The 15,726-nt window shown below is 61.3% G+C and carries 15 protein-coding genes; 10 read left to right on the top strand and 5 right to left on the bottom strand.

Features of this window, described 5'->3' with window-relative positions; all coding sequences use genetic code 11:
• The first annotated feature begins 7 nt into the window (after positions 1–7).
• On the top strand, positions 8–478 hold the full coding sequence (locus tag LOY50_RS29130; RefSeq protein ID WP_214511826.1) for an SRPBCC family protein: 471 nt from the start codon (positions 8–10) through the stop codon (positions 476–478).
• Between the two features lie 85 nt (positions 479–563).
• Complete coding sequence (locus tag LOY50_RS12335; RefSeq protein ID WP_253473939.1) at positions 564–1,262, top strand: outer membrane protein; 699 nt, start codon at positions 564–566, stop codon at positions 1,260–1,262.
• A gap of 85 nt (positions 1,263–1,347) precedes the next feature.
• On the opposite strand, the gene LOY50_RS12330 is transcribed toward LOY50_RS12335, so the two are convergent.
• The 4 genes from LOY50_RS12330 to LOY50_RS12315 all read right to left on the bottom strand — a co-directional run bounded on the left by LOY50_RS12330 (position 1,348) and on the right by LOY50_RS12315 (position 6,114).
• Positions 1,348–1,848 carry a GNAT family N-acetyltransferase gene (locus LOY50_RS12330; RefSeq protein WP_258690988.1) on the bottom strand — a complete coding sequence of 167 codons (501 nt, stop codon included), beginning with the start codon at positions 1,846–1,848 and terminating at the stop codon, positions 1,348–1,350.
• 708 nt (positions 1,849–2,556) lie between these two features.
• Positions 2,557–3,801: a saccharopine dehydrogenase family protein gene (locus LOY50_RS12325; protein ID WP_018603827.1), complete on the bottom strand. Its 1,245-nt coding sequence runs from the start codon at positions 3,799–3,801 to the stop codon at positions 2,557–2,559.
• A gap of 25 nt (positions 3,802–3,826) precedes the next feature.
• Positions 3,827–4,924, bottom strand: coding sequence for a carboxynorspermidine decarboxylase (locus LOY50_RS12320; RefSeq protein ID WP_058545429.1), 1,098 nt, complete (start codon positions 4,922–4,924; stop codon positions 3,827–3,829).
• A 254-nt stretch (positions 4,925–5,178) separates the two neighbouring features.
• Positions 5,179–6,114 (bottom strand): Ppx/GppA family phosphatase, encoded by a 936-nt coding sequence (locus tag LOY50_RS12315; protein WP_258690987.1) that lies wholly within the window; start codon positions 6,112–6,114, stop codon positions 5,179–5,181.
• Positions 6,115–6,324: 210 nt separating this feature from the next.
• On the opposite strand from LOY50_RS12315, the gene ppk2 reads away from it, so the two are divergent.
• The 7 genes from ppk2 (at position 6,325) to LOY50_RS12280 (ending at position 12,993) form a co-directional block, all read left to right on the top strand.
• Positions 6,325–7,242, top strand: a complete 918-nt coding sequence (gene ppk2, locus LOY50_RS12310; RefSeq protein WP_214511831.1) for a polyphosphate kinase 2 — start codon at positions 6,325–6,327, stop codon at positions 7,240–7,242.
• 68 nt (positions 7,243–7,310) lie between these two features.
• Positions 7,311–8,930, top strand: a complete 1,620-nt coding sequence (locus LOY50_RS12305) for an inorganic phosphate transporter (RefSeq protein WP_258690986.1) — start codon at positions 7,311–7,313, stop codon at positions 8,928–8,930.
• A gap of 407 nt (positions 8,931–9,337) precedes the next feature.
• Complete coding sequence (locus tag LOY50_RS12300) at positions 9,338–10,189, top strand: putative selenate ABC transporter substrate-binding protein (protein WP_253473927.1); 852 nt, start codon at positions 9,338–9,340, stop codon at positions 10,187–10,189.
• Positions 10,186–10,983, top strand: coding sequence for a phosphonate ABC transporter ATP-binding protein (locus LOY50_RS12295; RefSeq protein ID WP_258690985.1), 798 nt, complete (start codon positions 10,186–10,188; stop codon positions 10,981–10,983). The genes LOY50_RS12300 and LOY50_RS12295 overlap by 4 nt, the downstream gene beginning before the upstream one ends.
• Entirely contained in the window at positions 10,977–11,804 is an 828-nt protein-coding gene (gene phnE, locus LOY50_RS12290; protein WP_258690984.1) for a phosphonate ABC transporter, permease protein PhnE, read from the top strand. Before LOY50_RS12295 ends, phnE (LOY50_RS12290) begins: the two co-directional genes overlap by 7 nt.
• Positions 11,801–12,568 carry a phosphonate ABC transporter, permease protein PhnE gene (phnE, locus tag LOY50_RS12285; protein WP_258690983.1) on the top strand — a complete coding sequence of 256 codons (768 nt, stop codon included), beginning with the start codon at positions 11,801–11,803 and terminating at the stop codon, positions 12,566–12,568. Before phnE (LOY50_RS12290) ends, phnE (LOY50_RS12285) begins: the two co-directional genes overlap by 4 nt.
• Positions 12,569–12,807: 239 nt before the next feature.
• Positions 12,808–12,993 carry a nucleoid-structuring protein H-NS gene (locus LOY50_RS12280; RefSeq protein WP_258691301.1) on the top strand — a complete coding sequence of 62 codons (186 nt, stop codon included), beginning with the start codon at positions 12,808–12,810 and terminating at the stop codon, positions 12,991–12,993.
• Between the two features lie 681 nt (positions 12,994–13,674).
• Here LOY50_RS12280 and LOY50_RS12275 read toward each other — a convergent pair.
• Positions 13,675–14,598 (bottom strand): LysR family transcriptional regulator, encoded by a 924-nt coding sequence (locus tag LOY50_RS12275; protein WP_258690982.1) that lies wholly within the window; start codon positions 14,596–14,598, stop codon positions 13,675–13,677.
• 113 nt (positions 14,599–14,711) lie between these two features.
• On the opposite strand from LOY50_RS12275, the gene LOY50_RS12270 reads away from it, so the two are divergent.
• Positions 14,712–15,707 (top strand): aldo/keto reductase, encoded by a 996-nt coding sequence (locus LOY50_RS12270; protein WP_258690981.1) that lies wholly within the window; start codon positions 14,712–14,714, stop codon positions 15,705–15,707.
• Positions 15,708–15,726 lie beyond the last annotated feature (19 nt).

Raw genomic sequence — 15,726 nt, 5'->3', positions numbered from 1 at the left:
TGTCGCCGTGAACGATGTCAAAGTGCAAGTCATAGTCAAATCGCCCCCTTCTGAAATCTGGAAGATCTGGAGCAATTTTGCAGAAGCGCCGCTATGGGATACCGACGTTCGCCGGTGTCAACTCGATGGTCCTTTCCAGGCGGGGACACACGGCAAATGTGTCCTCAAGAACGGCTTGAACATGCCACTGAAACTGGAAGCCGTGAGCCTGCACGAAAGCTATCGCAACAGTGCACGGCTGCTGTGGATCGACCTCGAATTCGATCATCAGATGCGCAGGATTTCTCCCGATGAAACCCATGTCATCCATAGCGCGAAAATTTCCGGGCCGTTGAGTTTCCTGTATCGCGCACTGCTGCGCAAAGCGTTGACCGCAGCGATGACCACGGCACTGGACAACCTGTGCAAGCTGGCTGAACAGCGGGCCATCGGCGCCCCAGGACACGAGAAAACCGCGACGCCTTTGCACCTCGTGTGAATGCCTCCCGGAAGCACGCGTGCAGAACGCGCCTTCCCGGACTCGCTTTGCTTACTTATCGATAACAGTACATTTCGGATCTAGCATGAACCTACAGAAAGACACCCAGTATCTGCTCATGGCAATCGTTGGCCTGGGGGCCATTGCCCCAGCATCGAGTTTCGCCGACAACCTCGGCCCCTATGTCAGTGGCATGGGTGGCCTGAACTGGGTCTCTAATCAGGACCTGACCCAGAACAACAACGAATTCGTCGAGATGGAATACAATCAACCGCTGCACTCGGGCTACGCCACCGGGCTGGCAATGGGCTGGCGGTTCCCGGTCGGGCTACGACCCGAGTTGGAGCTGAGCTACCGCCGCAACACCATGGACCAGTTCAATAACCGGATCTACGAGGGCGGAAGCAGCATCGAGGGCAAAGGCGAAGAGGAAGCCAGCAGCCTCATGGCCAACCTCTGGTATGACATCTCGAACCTGCCTGCCCCCTTCAGCCGCTTCACACCTTATGTAGGCGGTGGCCTGGGCTACGCGGTGCTGACCATCAAGGGCCTGGAAGCGGGCGGCGTCGAGTTCGGCGGCACCCATCGCGACACCGTCACGGCCTGGCAGCTCGGCGCCGGCGTCGCTTACGAGCTCAGCGAGCATTGGTCCATGTCCCTGGATTATCGCTACTTCAAGACCGGCGAAGCGAACTTCGGCAAGATCCAGGGCCTGCCCCCGGCTGATGTGGAAACCGAATACAACGCCCAGTCCTTGATGCTCGGTTTGCGGTACTGGATGTAAGCGCTGGATGGATTGGCGCCTGGCCTTGGCCAGGCGTCGATTTATCATCACGCTGACCTAACACTGCCCTGCGTGAATCAAATTTCTAGATCGACAGCACAAAGCGGCCTCCACCTTCGATTTCCTCGCTACCCCACAGCGCGTCAGGCACAAACCCGCACCGTTCAAGGACCTTCCTTGAGCCGACGTTGCTCTCATAGACATAAGCCACCAGTTGCGTAAGCTCCCAACGCATCCGTGCCACTTCGATCAGGTGTTTCAGGGCCTGCGTTGCCAGCCCCTGCCCACAAACACGTTGATCAATGCGATAGCCCACCTCGGCGCAACCGAGTGGTGAGTGGATGCTTTTCAGGTTCGCTCGCCCGATGATTCTCCCGCTGGAATCTTCGATCACAAACGGGTGCCAGGCGCCCTCGGCAAAATCGGCCAGATAGCTTTCAATGTGATCGGTGACGCCCGTCCGTGAATAAAAGGCTGGGGCGCGGGCGTCGATATGCGACTCGAACCATTCACGGTTTTGGATCTCGAAGGCCAGCAACGCTTCGACGTCGGTATTCTCCAGCTCGCGAATCCTGAATGGTGTCACTGATTGCTTCTCCCGGGGCTGAAGCGCAATCGTAAGGTCGAGTGATGGTTCATGGCGAGGATTTCTGCTTGAGCGGTCTTGTGTTGGGGCCGCTGCGCAGCCCAGCGGGAGCAAGCTCCCTCGCCACAAAAAGCGACACAGATGCGTCCGAGAGAACAGATAGATGGGGAAATCCGAAAGGTTTTTGTGGCGAGGGGATTCATCCCCGCTGGGCGGCGCAGCAGCCCCAAAAAGCTCAATGCGGTCTGCCTGGAACGCACAGGGCCAAGCTTCAGGGCCGCTGCGCGCCCCAGCGGGGCGGCGCGACGTTTCGCTAAATCCCCTCGCCACAGTTTGGTTCATGCGGGGGAGTTGAATGATTCACTCCTTCCGCAGCCAAACACAACTCCGTGGCGAGGGAGCTTGCTCCCGCTGGGCTGCGCAGCAGCCCCAAAAAGCTCAATGCGGTCTGCCTGAAACGCCACAGGGCCAAGCTTCAGGGCCGCTGCGCGCCCCAGCGGGAGCAAGCTCCCTCGCCACAGGGTTCATTTGATGGGGACCCTAAACGAAAAATGCTCCGTACCTTTCGATACGGAGCATTTCTTCAAGACTTCCACGGATTGCCAGGTATTCACGCGACGGTGAGTCTCCTGGTTCAATCGCCTGCAGAATTCAGAGGGATTCTGCAGTTCCTATCGGGGAGTCGGAACGGAACCTGCCTGGCGTCCTTCAGGCGTTTTGGTTCCAGGGACGGTCTCCATGTTCGTCCTTGATGCGCGTCGGCAAGCCCATCACATCCAGCGCCTCGAGGAACGCCTCGGCAGGCAGCTCCTCGACGTTGACCATGCGCTGCACATCCCACTCGCCACGGGCTACCAGCAAGGCTGCGGCCACGGGTGGCACGCCTGCGGTATAGGAAATACCCTGGCTGTCGGTTTCGGCGTAGGCGTCCTCGTGGTCGGCCACGTTGTAGATGAACATCTCGCGCGGCTGGCCATCCTTGACGCCCTTGACCAGGTCGCCGATGCAGGTCTTGCCGGTGTAGCCCGGCGCCAGCGAACTCGGATCAGGCAGCACGGCCTTGACCACTTTCAGCGGCACGACTTCCAGGCCTTCGGCAGTCTTGACCGGTTGCTCGGAGAGCAGGCCGAGGTTCTTCAGTACGGTGAACACGTTGATGTAGTGCTCGCCGAAGCTCATCCAGAAACGCACGTTGGGCACGTCGAGGTTCTTCGACAGCGAGTGCACTTCGTCGTGGCCGGTCAGGTACAGGTTCTGCGAGCCCACGACCGGCAGGTCGTCGGTGCGCTTGACCTCGAACATGGTGTTGCTGGTCCACTGGCTGTCCTGCCAGCTCCACACCTGTCCGGTAAATTCGCGGAAATTGATTTCCGGGTCGAAATTGGTGGCGAAATATTTGCCATGGGAGCCGGCATTGACGTCGAGAATATCGATCGAATCAATGCGGTCGAAATGCTGTTGCTGCGCCAGTGCCGCATAGGCATTGACCACACCCGGGTCGAAGCCCACACCGAGAATGGCGGTGATGTTCTTTTCCTGGCACTCCTGGAGGTGGTTCCACTCGTAGTTGCCGTACCAGGGCGGCGTTTCGCAGACCTTGCCCGGCTCTTCGTGGATGGCGGTGTCCAGGTAGGCCACGCCGGTATCGATGCAGGCACGCAGCACCGACATGTTGAGAAAGGCAGAGCCGACGTTGATGACGATCTGCGACTCGGTTTCGCGAATCAGCGACTTGGTCGCTTCGACATCCAGAGCGTTCAGTGCAAAGGCCTTGATGTCGGCGGGTTGCTTGAGGCTACCCTTGGCCTTGACGCTGTCGATGATGGCCTGGCATTTGGAGATGTTGCGCGACGCGATAGCAATACGACCGAGTTCGTCGTTGTGCTGCGCGCACTTGTGGGCCACCACCTTGGCGACACCTCCTGCACCAATGATAAGTACGTTCTTCTTCAATTTCTTCATTTCTCCTTCCGCCAGCTCAAGACAGGCTGGACAGATAGTCGTCGTAAACAAACTCGCGAACCACCTCGACGCTGCCGTCGAGCTGCTTCACTACGATGGACGGCATTTTCAGGCCGTTGAACCAGTTTTTCTTGACCATGGTGTAGCCCGCTGCGTCGATGAACGACAGCCGATCGCCGATGGACAGCGGACGATCGAATTGGTACTCGCCGAAAATGTCTCCGGCCAGGCATGATTTGCCGCACACCATGTAGGTGTGTTCGCCCTCGCTCGGTGCCAGCTTGGCGTCCAGGCGATAGATCAGCAGATCGAGCATGTGCGCCTCGATGGAGCTGTCCACCACGGCCAGGTGCTTGCCGTTGTAGAGCGTGTCGAGCACGGTGACTTCCAGCGATGCACTCTGGGTGATCGCGGCCTCGCCCGGCTCCAGGTAGACCTGCACGCCATATTTTTGCGAGAAGGCCTTGAGCCGTGCGCAGAAGGCGTCCAGGGCGTAGCCCTCGCCGGTGAAGTGAATGCCACCACCGAGGCTGACCCACTCGACCTTATGCAGCAAGTGACCAAAGCGCTCTTCGATAGTGCCCAACATCTGGTCGAACAAACCGAAATCGCCGTTCTCGCAGTTGTTGTGGAACATGAAGCCGGAGATATGCTCGATGACTTGCTCGATTTTCACCGGATCCCATTCGCCCAGGCGGCTGAACGGTCGCGCCGGGTCGGCCAGCAGGTAATCGGAGCTGCTCACTTGCGGATTGACCCGCAGGCCGCGGACCTTGCCGGCCGACGCCTCGGTGTAGCGCTGCAACTGGCCGATGGAGTTGAAGATGATCTTGTCGCAGTTGGCGAGCATCTCCTCGATCTCATCGTCAGCCCAGGCGACGCTGTAGGCATGGGTCTCGCCAGCGAACTTCTGCCGGCCGAGCTTGAGCTCATAGAGCGACGACGACGTGGTGCCGTCCATGTACTGCTGCATCAGGTCGAACACCGACCAGGTGGCGAAGCACTTGAGCGCCAGCAAGGCCTTGGCCCCGGACTGCTCACGCACATAGGCGATCTTCTGCATGTTCGCCAGCAGCTTTTGTTTGTCGATGAGGTAGTACGGCGTTTTGATCATTTTCGAGGCCTCCGGGCAAGGCGAGCCAAAAAAGGATGCGCATTGTGCCTTCACTCACTGCATATCGAAAGAGCGAAAAGCCCCGTTCACGCAATCACCCTGATCCAGGCCCACGCTTTGCGATAACCGGACGTACCGACTGCCCAGGCGATGAAATGCAGGATGATCGGATAAAGAAGGGGTCGCCGAAGAGGCGTCGATGCTCGAAATCGAGCCGTTGCTGATGGACGGCAATGGGCAACAACCGTCCGTGATCAGTGCTGATGCATCAGGCCATGCAGAACGCCGAACCTCAGGCCCGGCTCGGAAGCAATCATCTGCGAGATACCAAAGACCTTGAATGCCGCCAGCATGATCGCCAGGCCACCGGGCAGGATGCCCAGGCGATGGCTTTGCAAGCCGGCCAACCTGAGCTGGTCGACATGGCCGACTTCCAGCAACCGCAGCGACAGACGCAACAATCCACCGTAGGTAATGCCGCCTTGCCCAGCATCGTTGAAACCATTGGCCTTGAGCACTTTGGCCAACATCCGCGCCGTACCGGAAGAACCGATCGCCTGCTGCCAGCCCTGGGCGCGATAACCTGCCGCGACTTTTTCAAACTGCAGGACAGCCACTCGCTCCGCCTCCAATAGCGCCTGGGCGGTGATGCATCCGCCCCGAAAGTAACGCGCGCCAAAGGTGCCACTGCCGATGGCGATGCTTTCCGTCAGCAGAGGTTGAGCGCCCTGCCCCAGGATCAGTTCGGTCGAGCCGCCGCCGATGTCCACCACCAGCCGCGTGTGCTCGACACCGGGCACCGTATGGGCAACACCGGCATACACCAGCCGGGCTTCTTCATGCCCGGACAGCACGTCGATCCGAAACCCCAGGTGCCGCTCGGCACTGGCCAGGAACAGTTGGGCATTCGCCGCTTCGCGCACGGCACTGGTCGCCACCGCCCGCACCCTTCCAGCTTCAAAGCCACGCAGTTTCTTGCCGAATCGGGCGAGCGCCTGCCAGCCCCGATCCAGCGCCAGCTCGTCCAAAGCCCCGGCCTGCAGGCCCTCGGCCAATCGGACCGGCTCACGCAGGGTCTTCACTTCCTGGATCACCAACTGTCGATTGCGCTTGACCGACTGGCCGATCATCAAGCGGAAGGCGTTAGAGCCCAGGTCAATGGCCGCGAACAGGGGGGCGTCGCCTTTCATAGCGGTGTTCCTTGATTCATCTGCCAGCAGGCACAAGCGCTGCCGGACTTCCCACGATGGTTTGCGAGGATCCTGCCATGGCGTCGATGACACCTGGATGACACTCCCTGTTTTAGCCTACGACGGGCCCATGAAGCACAGATGACCGTCACTACTATGTAACAAAATGCAACTAGCGTGGATGGCGCCTCCACGACCGAGTTTTCCATCATGTTTTCAACCCAGGACACCTTGGTACAGCGCATCCACCGCGAACTGCTCGATCACAGTGACGAAGAACTGGAGCTGGAGTTATCCGAAGACGGGTATGACCTGAACGCCTTGTTCGATGAACACGCCCCGGATAGCAGCGAGAAGGAAATCCGCCGACGGTATTTCAGCGAACTGTTCCGCCTGCAAGGCGAATTGGTGAAGCTGCAAAGCTGGGTGGTCAAGACCGGGCACAAGGTCGTGATCCTGTTCGAAGGACGCGACGCCGCCGGCAAGGGTGGCGTGATCAAGCGCATCACCCAGCGACTCAATCCGCGGGTCTGCCGCGTCGCCGCCCTGCCCGCTCCCAACGACCGCGAACGGACTCAATGGTATTTCCAGCGCTACGTTTCGCATCTGCCGGCGGCAGGTGAAATCGTGCTGTTCGACCGCAGCTGGTACAACCGCGCCGGCGTCGAACAAGTCATGGGGTTCTGCACCGCCGACCAGTACGAAGAGTTCTTCCGTACCGTGCCGGAATTCGAGCGGATGCTCGCCCGCTCCGGCATCCAGTTGATCAAGTACTGGTTCTCCATTTCCGACCAGGAACAGCACCTGCGCTTTCTCAGTCGCATCCATGACCCGCTCAAGCAATGGAAGCTCAGCCCCATGGACCTGGAGTCCCGTCGGCGCTGGGAGGCCTATACCAAGGCCAAGGAAATCATGCTCGAACGCACGCACATCAGCGAGGCCCCCTGGTGGGTGGTGCACGCCGACGACAAGAAAAAAGCCCGGCTCAACTGCATCCATCACCTGCTTGGGCAAATGCCCTATGAAGAGGTGGAACTGCCGGCCATCGAACTGCCGCAGCGGGTGCGACAACAAGACTACTCCCGCAGTCCGACGCCACCGGAGCTCATCGTGCCCCGGGTCTATTAAGGCCAGCCAGGCAGGGACGCCCGGCACCGAGCCTCTCCCTTCCACCGCTCACTGAATCGGATTTCATCATGACAAACCAGACCCTGGTCATGGACTCATCGAGTACCATCGCCCCCAGTTCAAGACCGCAACTCAACCGCAAGCCGAGCGTCATCACCCTGGTGGTGTTTTTCGCCGTACTGGGCAGCGGTTTGCTGTTTACCGCCTACAGCCTGATGCACGACATGAACGAACTCGGCACCGTGGTGACCACCTGGACGCCGTTCCTGCTGTTGGGCGTAGCGCTGCTGATTGCCCTTGGCTTCGAATTCGTCAACGGTTTCCACGACACCGCCAACGCCGTGGCCACCGTCATTTATACCAACTCCATGGCGCCGAACTTCGCCGTGGCATGGTCGGGCTTCTTCAACTTCCTCGGGGTGCTGCTTTCCAGCGGCGCCGTGGCCTTCGGCATCATCGCCCTGCTGCCGGTGGAACTGATCCTGCAAGTCGGTTCCTCTGCCGGCTTCGCGATGATCTTCGCCCTGCTGATCGCCGCCATCCTGTGGAACCTGGGCACCTGGTGGCTGGGCTTGCCGGCGTCGTCGTCCCACACGCTGATCGGCTCGATCATCGGCGTGGGTGTCGCCAATGCGCTGATGCACGGGCGTGACGGCACCAGCGGTGTGGACTGGGCCCAGGCGACCAAGATCGGCTATGCGTTGCTGTTGTCACCGCTGGTGGGCTTCGGTTGCGCTGCGTTGCTGCTGCTGGCGCTGCGGGCCTTCGTCAAGAACCGCTCGTTGTACAAGGCCCCGGAAGGCAATACGCCGCCGCCCTGGTGGATTCGCGGCATGCTGATCCTGACCTGCACCGGCGTGTCATTCGCCCACGGCTCCAACGACGGCCAGAAAGGCATGGGCCTGATCATGCTGATTCTGGTCGGCACCCTGCCGATGGCGTATGCGCTGAACCGCACCATGCCGGCCGACCAGGCACTGCAATTCGCCGCCGTGGCCGAAGTCACTCAACAAGCCTTGGTCAAAGGCTCACCGTTACCGGCCCCGGCAAATCCGCGAGCGATCCTTTCTGCCTATGTAGGCAGCAAGGAAGCGACGCCACAATTGGTGCCGGCCCTTGCCGCCTTGGCGGGCAGCATCGGTACCGAGGTCAAGGGCTACGGTTCGCTGGCCCGGGTACCCGCAGAAGCCGTGGGCAACGTGCGTAACGATATGTACCTGACCAGCGAAACCATTCGCCTGATGGACAAGAACAAAGTCGGCAACTTCGACGCCGACACCACCGCCAAGCTGCAGCTGTTCAAGCAGCAGATCGACAACTCCACGCGGTTCATTCCGCTGTGGGTGAAAATCGCCGTGGCCATCGCCCTCGGCCTGGGCACCATGGTCGGCTGGAAGCGCATCGTGGTGACGGTGGGTGAGAAAATCGGCAAGACCCACCTGACCTATGCCCAAGGTGCCTCGGCCGAAACCGTCGCCATGCTGACCATCGGCGCCGCCGATATGTTCGGCTTGCCAGTGTCCACGACCCATGTGTTGTCCTCCGGCGTGGCCGGCACCATGGTCGCCAACGGCTCTGGCTTGCAGATGCGCACCATCCGTAACCTGGTGATGGCCTGGGTACTGACGCTGCCTGCTGCCATCCTCCTTTCCGGCAGCCTCTACTGGTTGTTCACCAAGCTGTTCTGACCTCTCATTCGCCGAGGCCTCACCCGACGAGGCCCCGGTTCTCCCGCCCGCCTCAACCCCCCTGTGGGAGCGAGCTTGCTCGCGATAGCGTCAACCCAGACAACCCAGAACCTGTGGCGAGGGAGCTTGCTCCCGCTCGGCTGCGCTGTAGGAGCTGCCGAGCGAAGCGAGGCTGCGATCTTTTCAAAGCCGGTTGAGTATCAAGCGAAAGATCAAAGATCGCAGCCTTCGGCAGCTCCTACAGAGGCCAGCGGGAGCAAGCTCCCTCGCCACGGGTGAATGAGTGAGTTCAAGGCCAGAAACGGTTAACATCCCTCTCCTTCGTCTACCCTCACAGAGCGGCGTACCGCCATCCACGTGGGCGTGATGCTTCACCATTCCTTGCCTTCATGTATCGGAGATCCTCCATGCTCAAGCGTTCCCTGGCATTGGCCGTCGGCGTTGCCCTGTCTCTTAGCAGCCTGCTGGCCCAGGCCGCCGACACCTTGAAAGTCAGTGCGATTCCCGATGAGGCCCCGACCGAGCTGCTGCGCAAGTTCAAGCCGCTGGGTGCCTATCTGGAACAGCAAACCGGCATGAAAGTCGAGTTCGTACCCGTCAGCGACTACCCCGCCGTGGTCGAAGCGCTGGCCACCGACCGGATCGACATGGCCTGGCTGGGCGGCTTCACCTTCGTGCAGGCACGCCTGAAAACCGGTAACGCCATCCCCCTGGTCCAGCGCGAACAGGACGCCCAGTTCACCAGTAAATTCATCACCGCCGACCCGGCCGTCAAATCCCTCGCCGACCTCAAGGGCAAGACCTTTGCCTTCGGTTCGGTATCGTCGACGTCCGGTAGCCTCATGCCGCGCTATTTCATGCTCAAGGACGGCATCAAGCCTGAAAGCTACTTCAGTCGCGTGGGCTACTCGGGCGCCCATGATGCCACCGTCGCCTGGGTCCAGGCCGGCAAGGTCGACGCTGGCGTGCTGAATGCCAGTGTCTGGGAAAAACTGGTCGCTGCCGGCAAGGTCGACACGACCAAGGTCAAGGTCTTCGCCACCACCCCAGCCTACTTCGACTACAACTGGACGGTGCGCGGTACCCTCGACCCAGCGTTGGCGGCCAAGATAAAGGCAGCCTTCCTGGCACTCGATCCGGCCAACCCGAAGGACAAGGAAATCCTCGATCTGCAGGCCGCCAGCCGCTTCATCGAAACCAAGCCTGAGAACTACAAGGGCATCGAGGAAGCCGCACGCGCCGCCGAACTGCTCAAATGACCCTGCAACTGACCCAGGTCAGCGTTACCCATGCCAACGGCGTCCAGGCGCTGCGGGGCATCGACCTGCACATCGGCACAGGTGAGCAGGTCGCCATCATCGGCCCATCGGGCGCGGGCAAGTCGAGCCTGCTCAACCTGCTGGCCACCGCCCTGCGCCCGGGTAGCGGCGAGCTGCAGTTGCTCGGTGAGCGCGCCTGGCAGCTGTCTGCCCGCCAGCGTCAGCGCCTGCGTGCGCGCATCGGCCTGATCCACCAATCGCCGCCGCTGCCGCCACGTCAACGCGTGGTCACGGCGGTCCTGGCGGGAAAGCTCGGTCAGTGGGGTATCGGCAAAAGCCTGTTGAACCTGCTGCATCCCCTGGATATTCCAGGCGCCAGGGCGGCGTTGGCCCGGCTGGACCTGGGCGACAAACTGTTCGCGCAATGCCAGCAGCTGTCAGGCGGACAGCTGCAACGCGTAGGCATTGCCCGGGTGTTGTACCAGGCGCCAGAGGTGCTGCTGGCCGACGAGCCGGTTTCGGCCATGGACCCTGTATTGGCCCAGCACACGCTTTCGGTGCTGTGCCGCCATGCCCGCGAGCACGACGTGACCCTGGTCGCCAGCCTGCACGCGGTGGAGCTGGCCTTGGCACACTTTTCCCGAGTCATTGGCCTGCGCGATGGACAGATCCTGTTCGACCTGCCAACCGAAGCGGTGGACCGTCAGTTGCTCGACACGCTCTACGCCAACGAACAGCTACAGTCTTCGCCAACACCGTCCTCTTCCTTGAGCGTGCAGATCCCCCGATGCTGACACGCGATACCCGAGACCCCGCTACCCGCCCGCGCCTGCTGCTCACTCTGCTGGCCCTCGTCCTGCTGTGGCCGGGCATCCAGTTCAGCGAACTGGACCTTCGCGTGCTGGTGGCGAGCGACAGCCAGAGCGAAATGGGCCGGTTTGTAGCGGCCTTCTGGCCTCCAGCCCATGGCGACGAATTTGTCGAACTGCTGTGGCAAGCCACCTTGCAGACGCTGGCGATCGCCACGGCCGGCATGGCCCTGGCGTTGCTGTTGGCGGTGCCCGCGAGCCTGCTGGCCAGCCGCGCCCTGTCGCTGTCGGCGGCCTCCCGTGCCGGGCACCCGGGCTATTGGGGTCAACTGCTGCGCTGGCCGGTGCGCGGCCTGCTGATCTTCCTGCGCAGCGTCCCGGAAATCGTCTGGGCCTTGCTCTTCGTCCGTGCCGTCGGCCTCGGCCCCACGGCCGGCGTACTGGCGATCGCCATTACCTACAGCGGCATGCTGGGCAAGGTCTACGCGGAAATCTACGAGTCGGTCGACCAGCGTCCGGCCCATGCGCTCCTGCAATCGGGCAGCAGCCGGCTCGCCGCTTTCTGCTACGGGATCCTGCCCAATGTCGCGGCGGAACTGTTGTCATACACGGTTTATCGCTGGGAGTGCGCCATCCGCGCCTCGGTGGTGATGGGCTTCGTCGGTGCCGGAGGCCTCGGCCAACAAATGGACCTGTCGCTGCGAATGTTCGCCGGCGGTGAAGTGGCCAGCCTGCTGCTGACGTTCCTGATGCTGGTGCTGCTCGCCGATCAACTCAGCCGCCTGCTGCGCTGGAGGCTGGCATGAATCGCCTGATCAACGCGGTCATTGTCCTGGGCATCGGTGCGGCAGTCGTCGCCTCGTTCGTCTACCTGGGCATCGACCTGGGCGAGCTCGGTGACAGCGGCAACCTGCACCGGATGGGCGCTTATGCGCAGCGCTTTCTCAGCCCGGACCTGAGCCTGGGCCACCTGAAGGCGATCGGCCACGGCGCCCTGGAAACCCTCGCCATGTCGGCCCTTGGCACCCTGCTCGCAGCGGTCTTCGGCCTGCTGTTGGCCTTGCCTGCGGCCGGGCGCTTCGGCTGGCCCCTGCAGAGCGCTTCGCGGCTGGTACTCAATGCCTTGCGCGCGGTTCCAGAACTGGTGTGGGCGGCGCTGATGGTCCTGGCCGCCGGGCTCGGCCCCAATGCCGGCACCCTGGCCTTGGCCCTGCACACCACGGGCGTGCTCGGCCGGCTGTTCGCCGAAGCCCTGGAAAATACCCCGTCCGAACCGGCCGACGCCATCCGCCTGCAAGGTGGCAATGCGGTATTGGCGTTCTGCTACGGCACGCTGCCCAACCTCCTGCCCCAGCTACTGGCGTATGTCCTGTACCGCTGGGAAAACAATATCCGCATGGCCAGCGTGCTCGGCTTCGTCGGCGCCGGGGGCCTGGGGCAAATGCTCTACGTCAGCCTCAGCCTGTTCCAGGAAGCCCAAGGCAGCACGGTGATCCTGGCGATGTTGCTACTGGTTTTCGCGGTCGATACGTTGAGCAGCTGGAGTCGCCAGCGCTGGGTCAAGGCTTGAGGTCTTTGGCAAAACCAACACGTTCGATGAAACCACGCAACCTGTGGGAGCGTAATGCTGTTCACTTAAGCCTTCCCGAGATTCTGGTCTTCCGTTCCGAGAGGCATAGTTTTTTGGTGTGTATATCCGTTTTCTTTGTAACGGCTACTTATGGTTCCGCTCTTACAGCGGCTCACTTTTGAGAAGCCCGGAAGCCGGCCCAGTCAAAAGTAAGCAAAACGCTCCTGCCCCACCACTCGGTGCCTCGCCTAGGCTCGGCATGCCCTCACTCCGGCATTACTCCGTGGGCCCGCCGCGAAGGGCCATCCATGGCCCAGCGCGGCTATCCCGGCATCCATGCCGGGATGCCCACTGCGCAATGCCTGCGTTCGGCCATCGTGGTTAACGGGGCGCCCGAGATCAACGTCCGCCACGAGGCGGCCTGATAGCCGACCTGGTTCTTGATGGGGACCGCGTTTTTCCTGTGGGAGCGAGCCTGCTCGCGATTGGGCCAGTAAACCCAACATCCATGTGACTGAACCACCGCCATCGCGAGCAAGCTCGCTCCCACACAGGTTCTTGGTCGTTTATAAGATCAGTGTCCACCGCCGATCCCTGTGGGAGCCGAGCTTGCTCGCGATGGCGGTGGATCTGCTTGCATCAATGCTGATTGTGGCACCTTCGCGAGCAGGCTCGCTCCCACATTAATTGGATTGGAGTACGACCGGGAGAACCAGGCCGGCTATCAGGCCGCCTCGCGAGCAAGCTTTGCTCCCACAGATCTGATGGGTGTACGACCGGGAGAGCCAGGTCGGCTACTAGGCCGCCTCGGCGTGGACGTGGATCTCGGGCGCCCCGTTAACCACGATGGCCGAACGCAGGCATTGCGCAGTGGGCCCACGGAGCAATGCCGGAGTGAGGGCATGCCGAGCCTAAGCGAGGCACCGAGTGGTGGGGCAGAAGCGTTTTGCTTACTTTTGACTGGGCCAGCTTCCGGGCGTCTCAAAAGTGAGCCGCTGTAAGAGCGGAACCGTCAGTGGCCGTTACCGAAGAAACGGATATACACACCAAAGCAAGTAGATACCGGCTCAAAAAACGGCGCTTTCCATTCCTGAAACAAGCACCATCTACACCCTATCCATCAGCGTCTGCTGGGCATCCGCCTCTCCCTGCAACAGCTCGATCACCCAGTCGATAAACACCCGCACCCTGGGCGACAACTGTCGATGGGGCGGGTACACCGCTGAGATCGGCCACGTTGGTACGTTGTAATCCTCAAGTACCTGAACCAACCGGCCTTCGGCCAATTGCCGTTGCACGTGATAGCGCGGCACCTGGATCAAGCCGAATCCCGCTTCACAGGCCGTCACATAGGCGTCGGCATTGTTGACGTTCAAGTCACTGGGCAATTGCATTTCACGCACCCGCCCCGCCACCTCGAATTCGAACGGGAAGAACCGCCCATTGCCGGACGCAAACCCGATGGCCCGGTGCGCCGTCAAACCCTCCAACCGCCCGGGCGTACCGGCGCGGGCCAGATAGCCAGGGCTGGCGCACGTCAGTTGATGCAGGCGCACAATGGGCCGCGCCACCAGCGCCTGGTCGACGACATTGCCGGCGCGGATTGCACAATCCACGCCCTCGCGCTGCAGATGGACCTGGCGGTCATGAAAACCGATGTCCAGTTGCAACGCCGGGTAGCGGCGATAGAAATCCGGCAGGCGCGGCACGATCCAGGTGCAACCAAAGGCGATGGGCATGTCCACTTTCAAGGTGCCGCGCGGCTGGCTGCGTTGCGCCGATAACGAACTTTCCAGGTCATCAAGGTCGTCCAGCAACTGGCCGCTGCGCTGGTAATACGCTTGCCCATCCAGCGTTGCGCGCACCTGTCGGGTGGTGCGTTGCAACAGTTGCACGCCCAGATGGGCTTCCAACTGCTGGATCAGCAGGCTGACAGTGGCCCGGGGCAGCCCAAGGTCATCGGCCGCCTTGCCAAAACCGCCCAGTTCAACGATGCGCCGGAACACCTGCATGGCCTGTAATCGGTCCAATCTCGCGCCTCACTATTTAGATATCACGAATAGTTAAACCAATAATCATGGATTTATCCAGGAAACCGCTTGATAGAGACTGCACAGGTCGTTCATTTCCAGGAGCTATCAGCATGAAGACTCGCCAACTCGGCCATCGCGGCCCTCACGTTTCCTCCATCGGCCTGGGCTGCATGGGCATGTCGGATTTCTACACCACGGGTGTGAACGAGCGCGAAGCGATTGCCACGCTCCACCGCGCCGTGGAACTGGGCGTGACGCTGTTCGACACCGCCGACATGTACGGACCGCATACCAACGAAGAACTGCTCGGACGGGCCCTGCGTGGCAAGCGTGAAAACCTGTACCTGGCGAGCAAGTTCGGCCTGGTGCGCAGCAGCGATCCCCATGCCCGCGGCGTCAATGGTCGCCCCGACTACGTCCGGCAATCTGTCGACGGCAGCCTCAAGCGTCTCGATACCGATTACCTCGACCTCTACTACCAGCACCGCATCGATCCTGAAGTGCCCGTCGAAGAAACCATCGGCGCCATGGCCGAGCTGGTCAAGGCCGGCAAGGTCCGCCACATCGGGATCTCGGAAGCCAGCGCCGAGACCATCCAGCGAGCCCACGCCGTGCATCCCCTGGCAGCGGTGCAAAGCGAATACTCGCTGTGGTCCCGTGAGCCTGAACACAATGGCGTGCTCGCGACTTGCCAGCGACTGGGCATTGCATTCGTCGCCTACAGTCCCTTGGGCCGGGGCTTTTTGACCGGCGAGCTGAAATCACCGGAGGACTTCGCCGCCGATGACTATCGCCGCTTCAACCCGCGCTTCCAGGCCGACAACTTCAATCGCAACCTGGTGCTGGTAGAGCGGGTCAAGGCATTGGCCTTGGACAAGGGCATCAGCGCTGCGCAATTGGCCTTGGCCTGGGTATTGGCCCAGGGTGACCATGTCATCCCGATCCCGGGCACCAAGCAGCGCAAGTACCTGGAAAGCAACGTGGCAGCTTCTTCAGTGGTGTTGAGCGCTGGTGAATTGGCCCAGCTGGACGGGATTTTCGCAGGCGAAGGTGCCGTGGCGGGCGACCGATACCAGGCGCACACGATGACGTTGTTGAACGGTTGATCCTTCGGCTGGGCTGGCA

This window comes from Pseudomonas sp. B21-010, assembly GCF_024749325.1.
Classification (GTDB): Bacteria; Pseudomonadota; Gammaproteobacteria; order Pseudomonadales; family Pseudomonadaceae; genus Aquipseudomonas; species Aquipseudomonas kilonensis.
This window is presented reverse-complemented; position numbering and strand designations above follow the sequence as displayed.

What these genes read in the sequence shown, in the direction of transcription:
- LOY50_RS12315 (WP_258690987.1), bottom strand. Translation starts at nt 6,114, where the DNA reads ATGAAAGGCGACGCCCCCCTGTTCGCGGCCATTGACCTGGGCTCTAAC.
- LOY50_RS12270 (WP_258690981.1), top strand. Translation starts at nt 14,712, where the DNA reads ATGAAGACTCGCCAACTCGGCCATCGCGGCCCTCACGTTTCCTCCATC.
- LOY50_RS12320 (WP_058545429.1), bottom strand. Translation starts at nt 4,924, where the DNA reads ATGATCAAAACGCCGTACTACCTCATCGACAAACAAAAGCTGCTGGCG.
- LOY50_RS12300 (WP_253473927.1), top strand. Translation starts at nt 9,338, where the DNA reads ATGCTCAAGCGTTCCCTGGCATTGGCCGTCGGCGTTGCCCTGTCTCTT.
- phnE (WP_258690983.1), top strand. Translation starts at nt 11,801, where the DNA reads ATGAATCGCCTGATCAACGCGGTCATTGTCCTGGGCATCGGTGCGGCA.
- LOY50_RS12335 (WP_253473939.1), top strand. Translation starts at nt 564, where the DNA reads ATGAACCTACAGAAAGACACCCAGTATCTGCTCATGGCAATCGTTGGC.
- LOY50_RS12295 (WP_258690985.1), top strand. Translation starts at nt 10,186, where the DNA reads ATGACCCTGCAACTGACCCAGGTCAGCGTTACCCATGCCAACGGCGTC.
- LOY50_RS12305 (WP_258690986.1), top strand. Translation starts at nt 7,311, where the DNA reads ATGACAAACCAGACCCTGGTCATGGACTCATCGAGTACCATCGCCCCC.
- phnE (WP_258690984.1), top strand. Translation starts at nt 10,977, where the DNA reads ATGCTGACACGCGATACCCGAGACCCCGCTACCCGCCCGCGCCTGCTG.
- ppk2 (WP_214511831.1), top strand. Translation starts at nt 6,325, where the DNA reads ATGTTTTCAACCCAGGACACCTTGGTACAGCGCATCCACCGCGAACTG.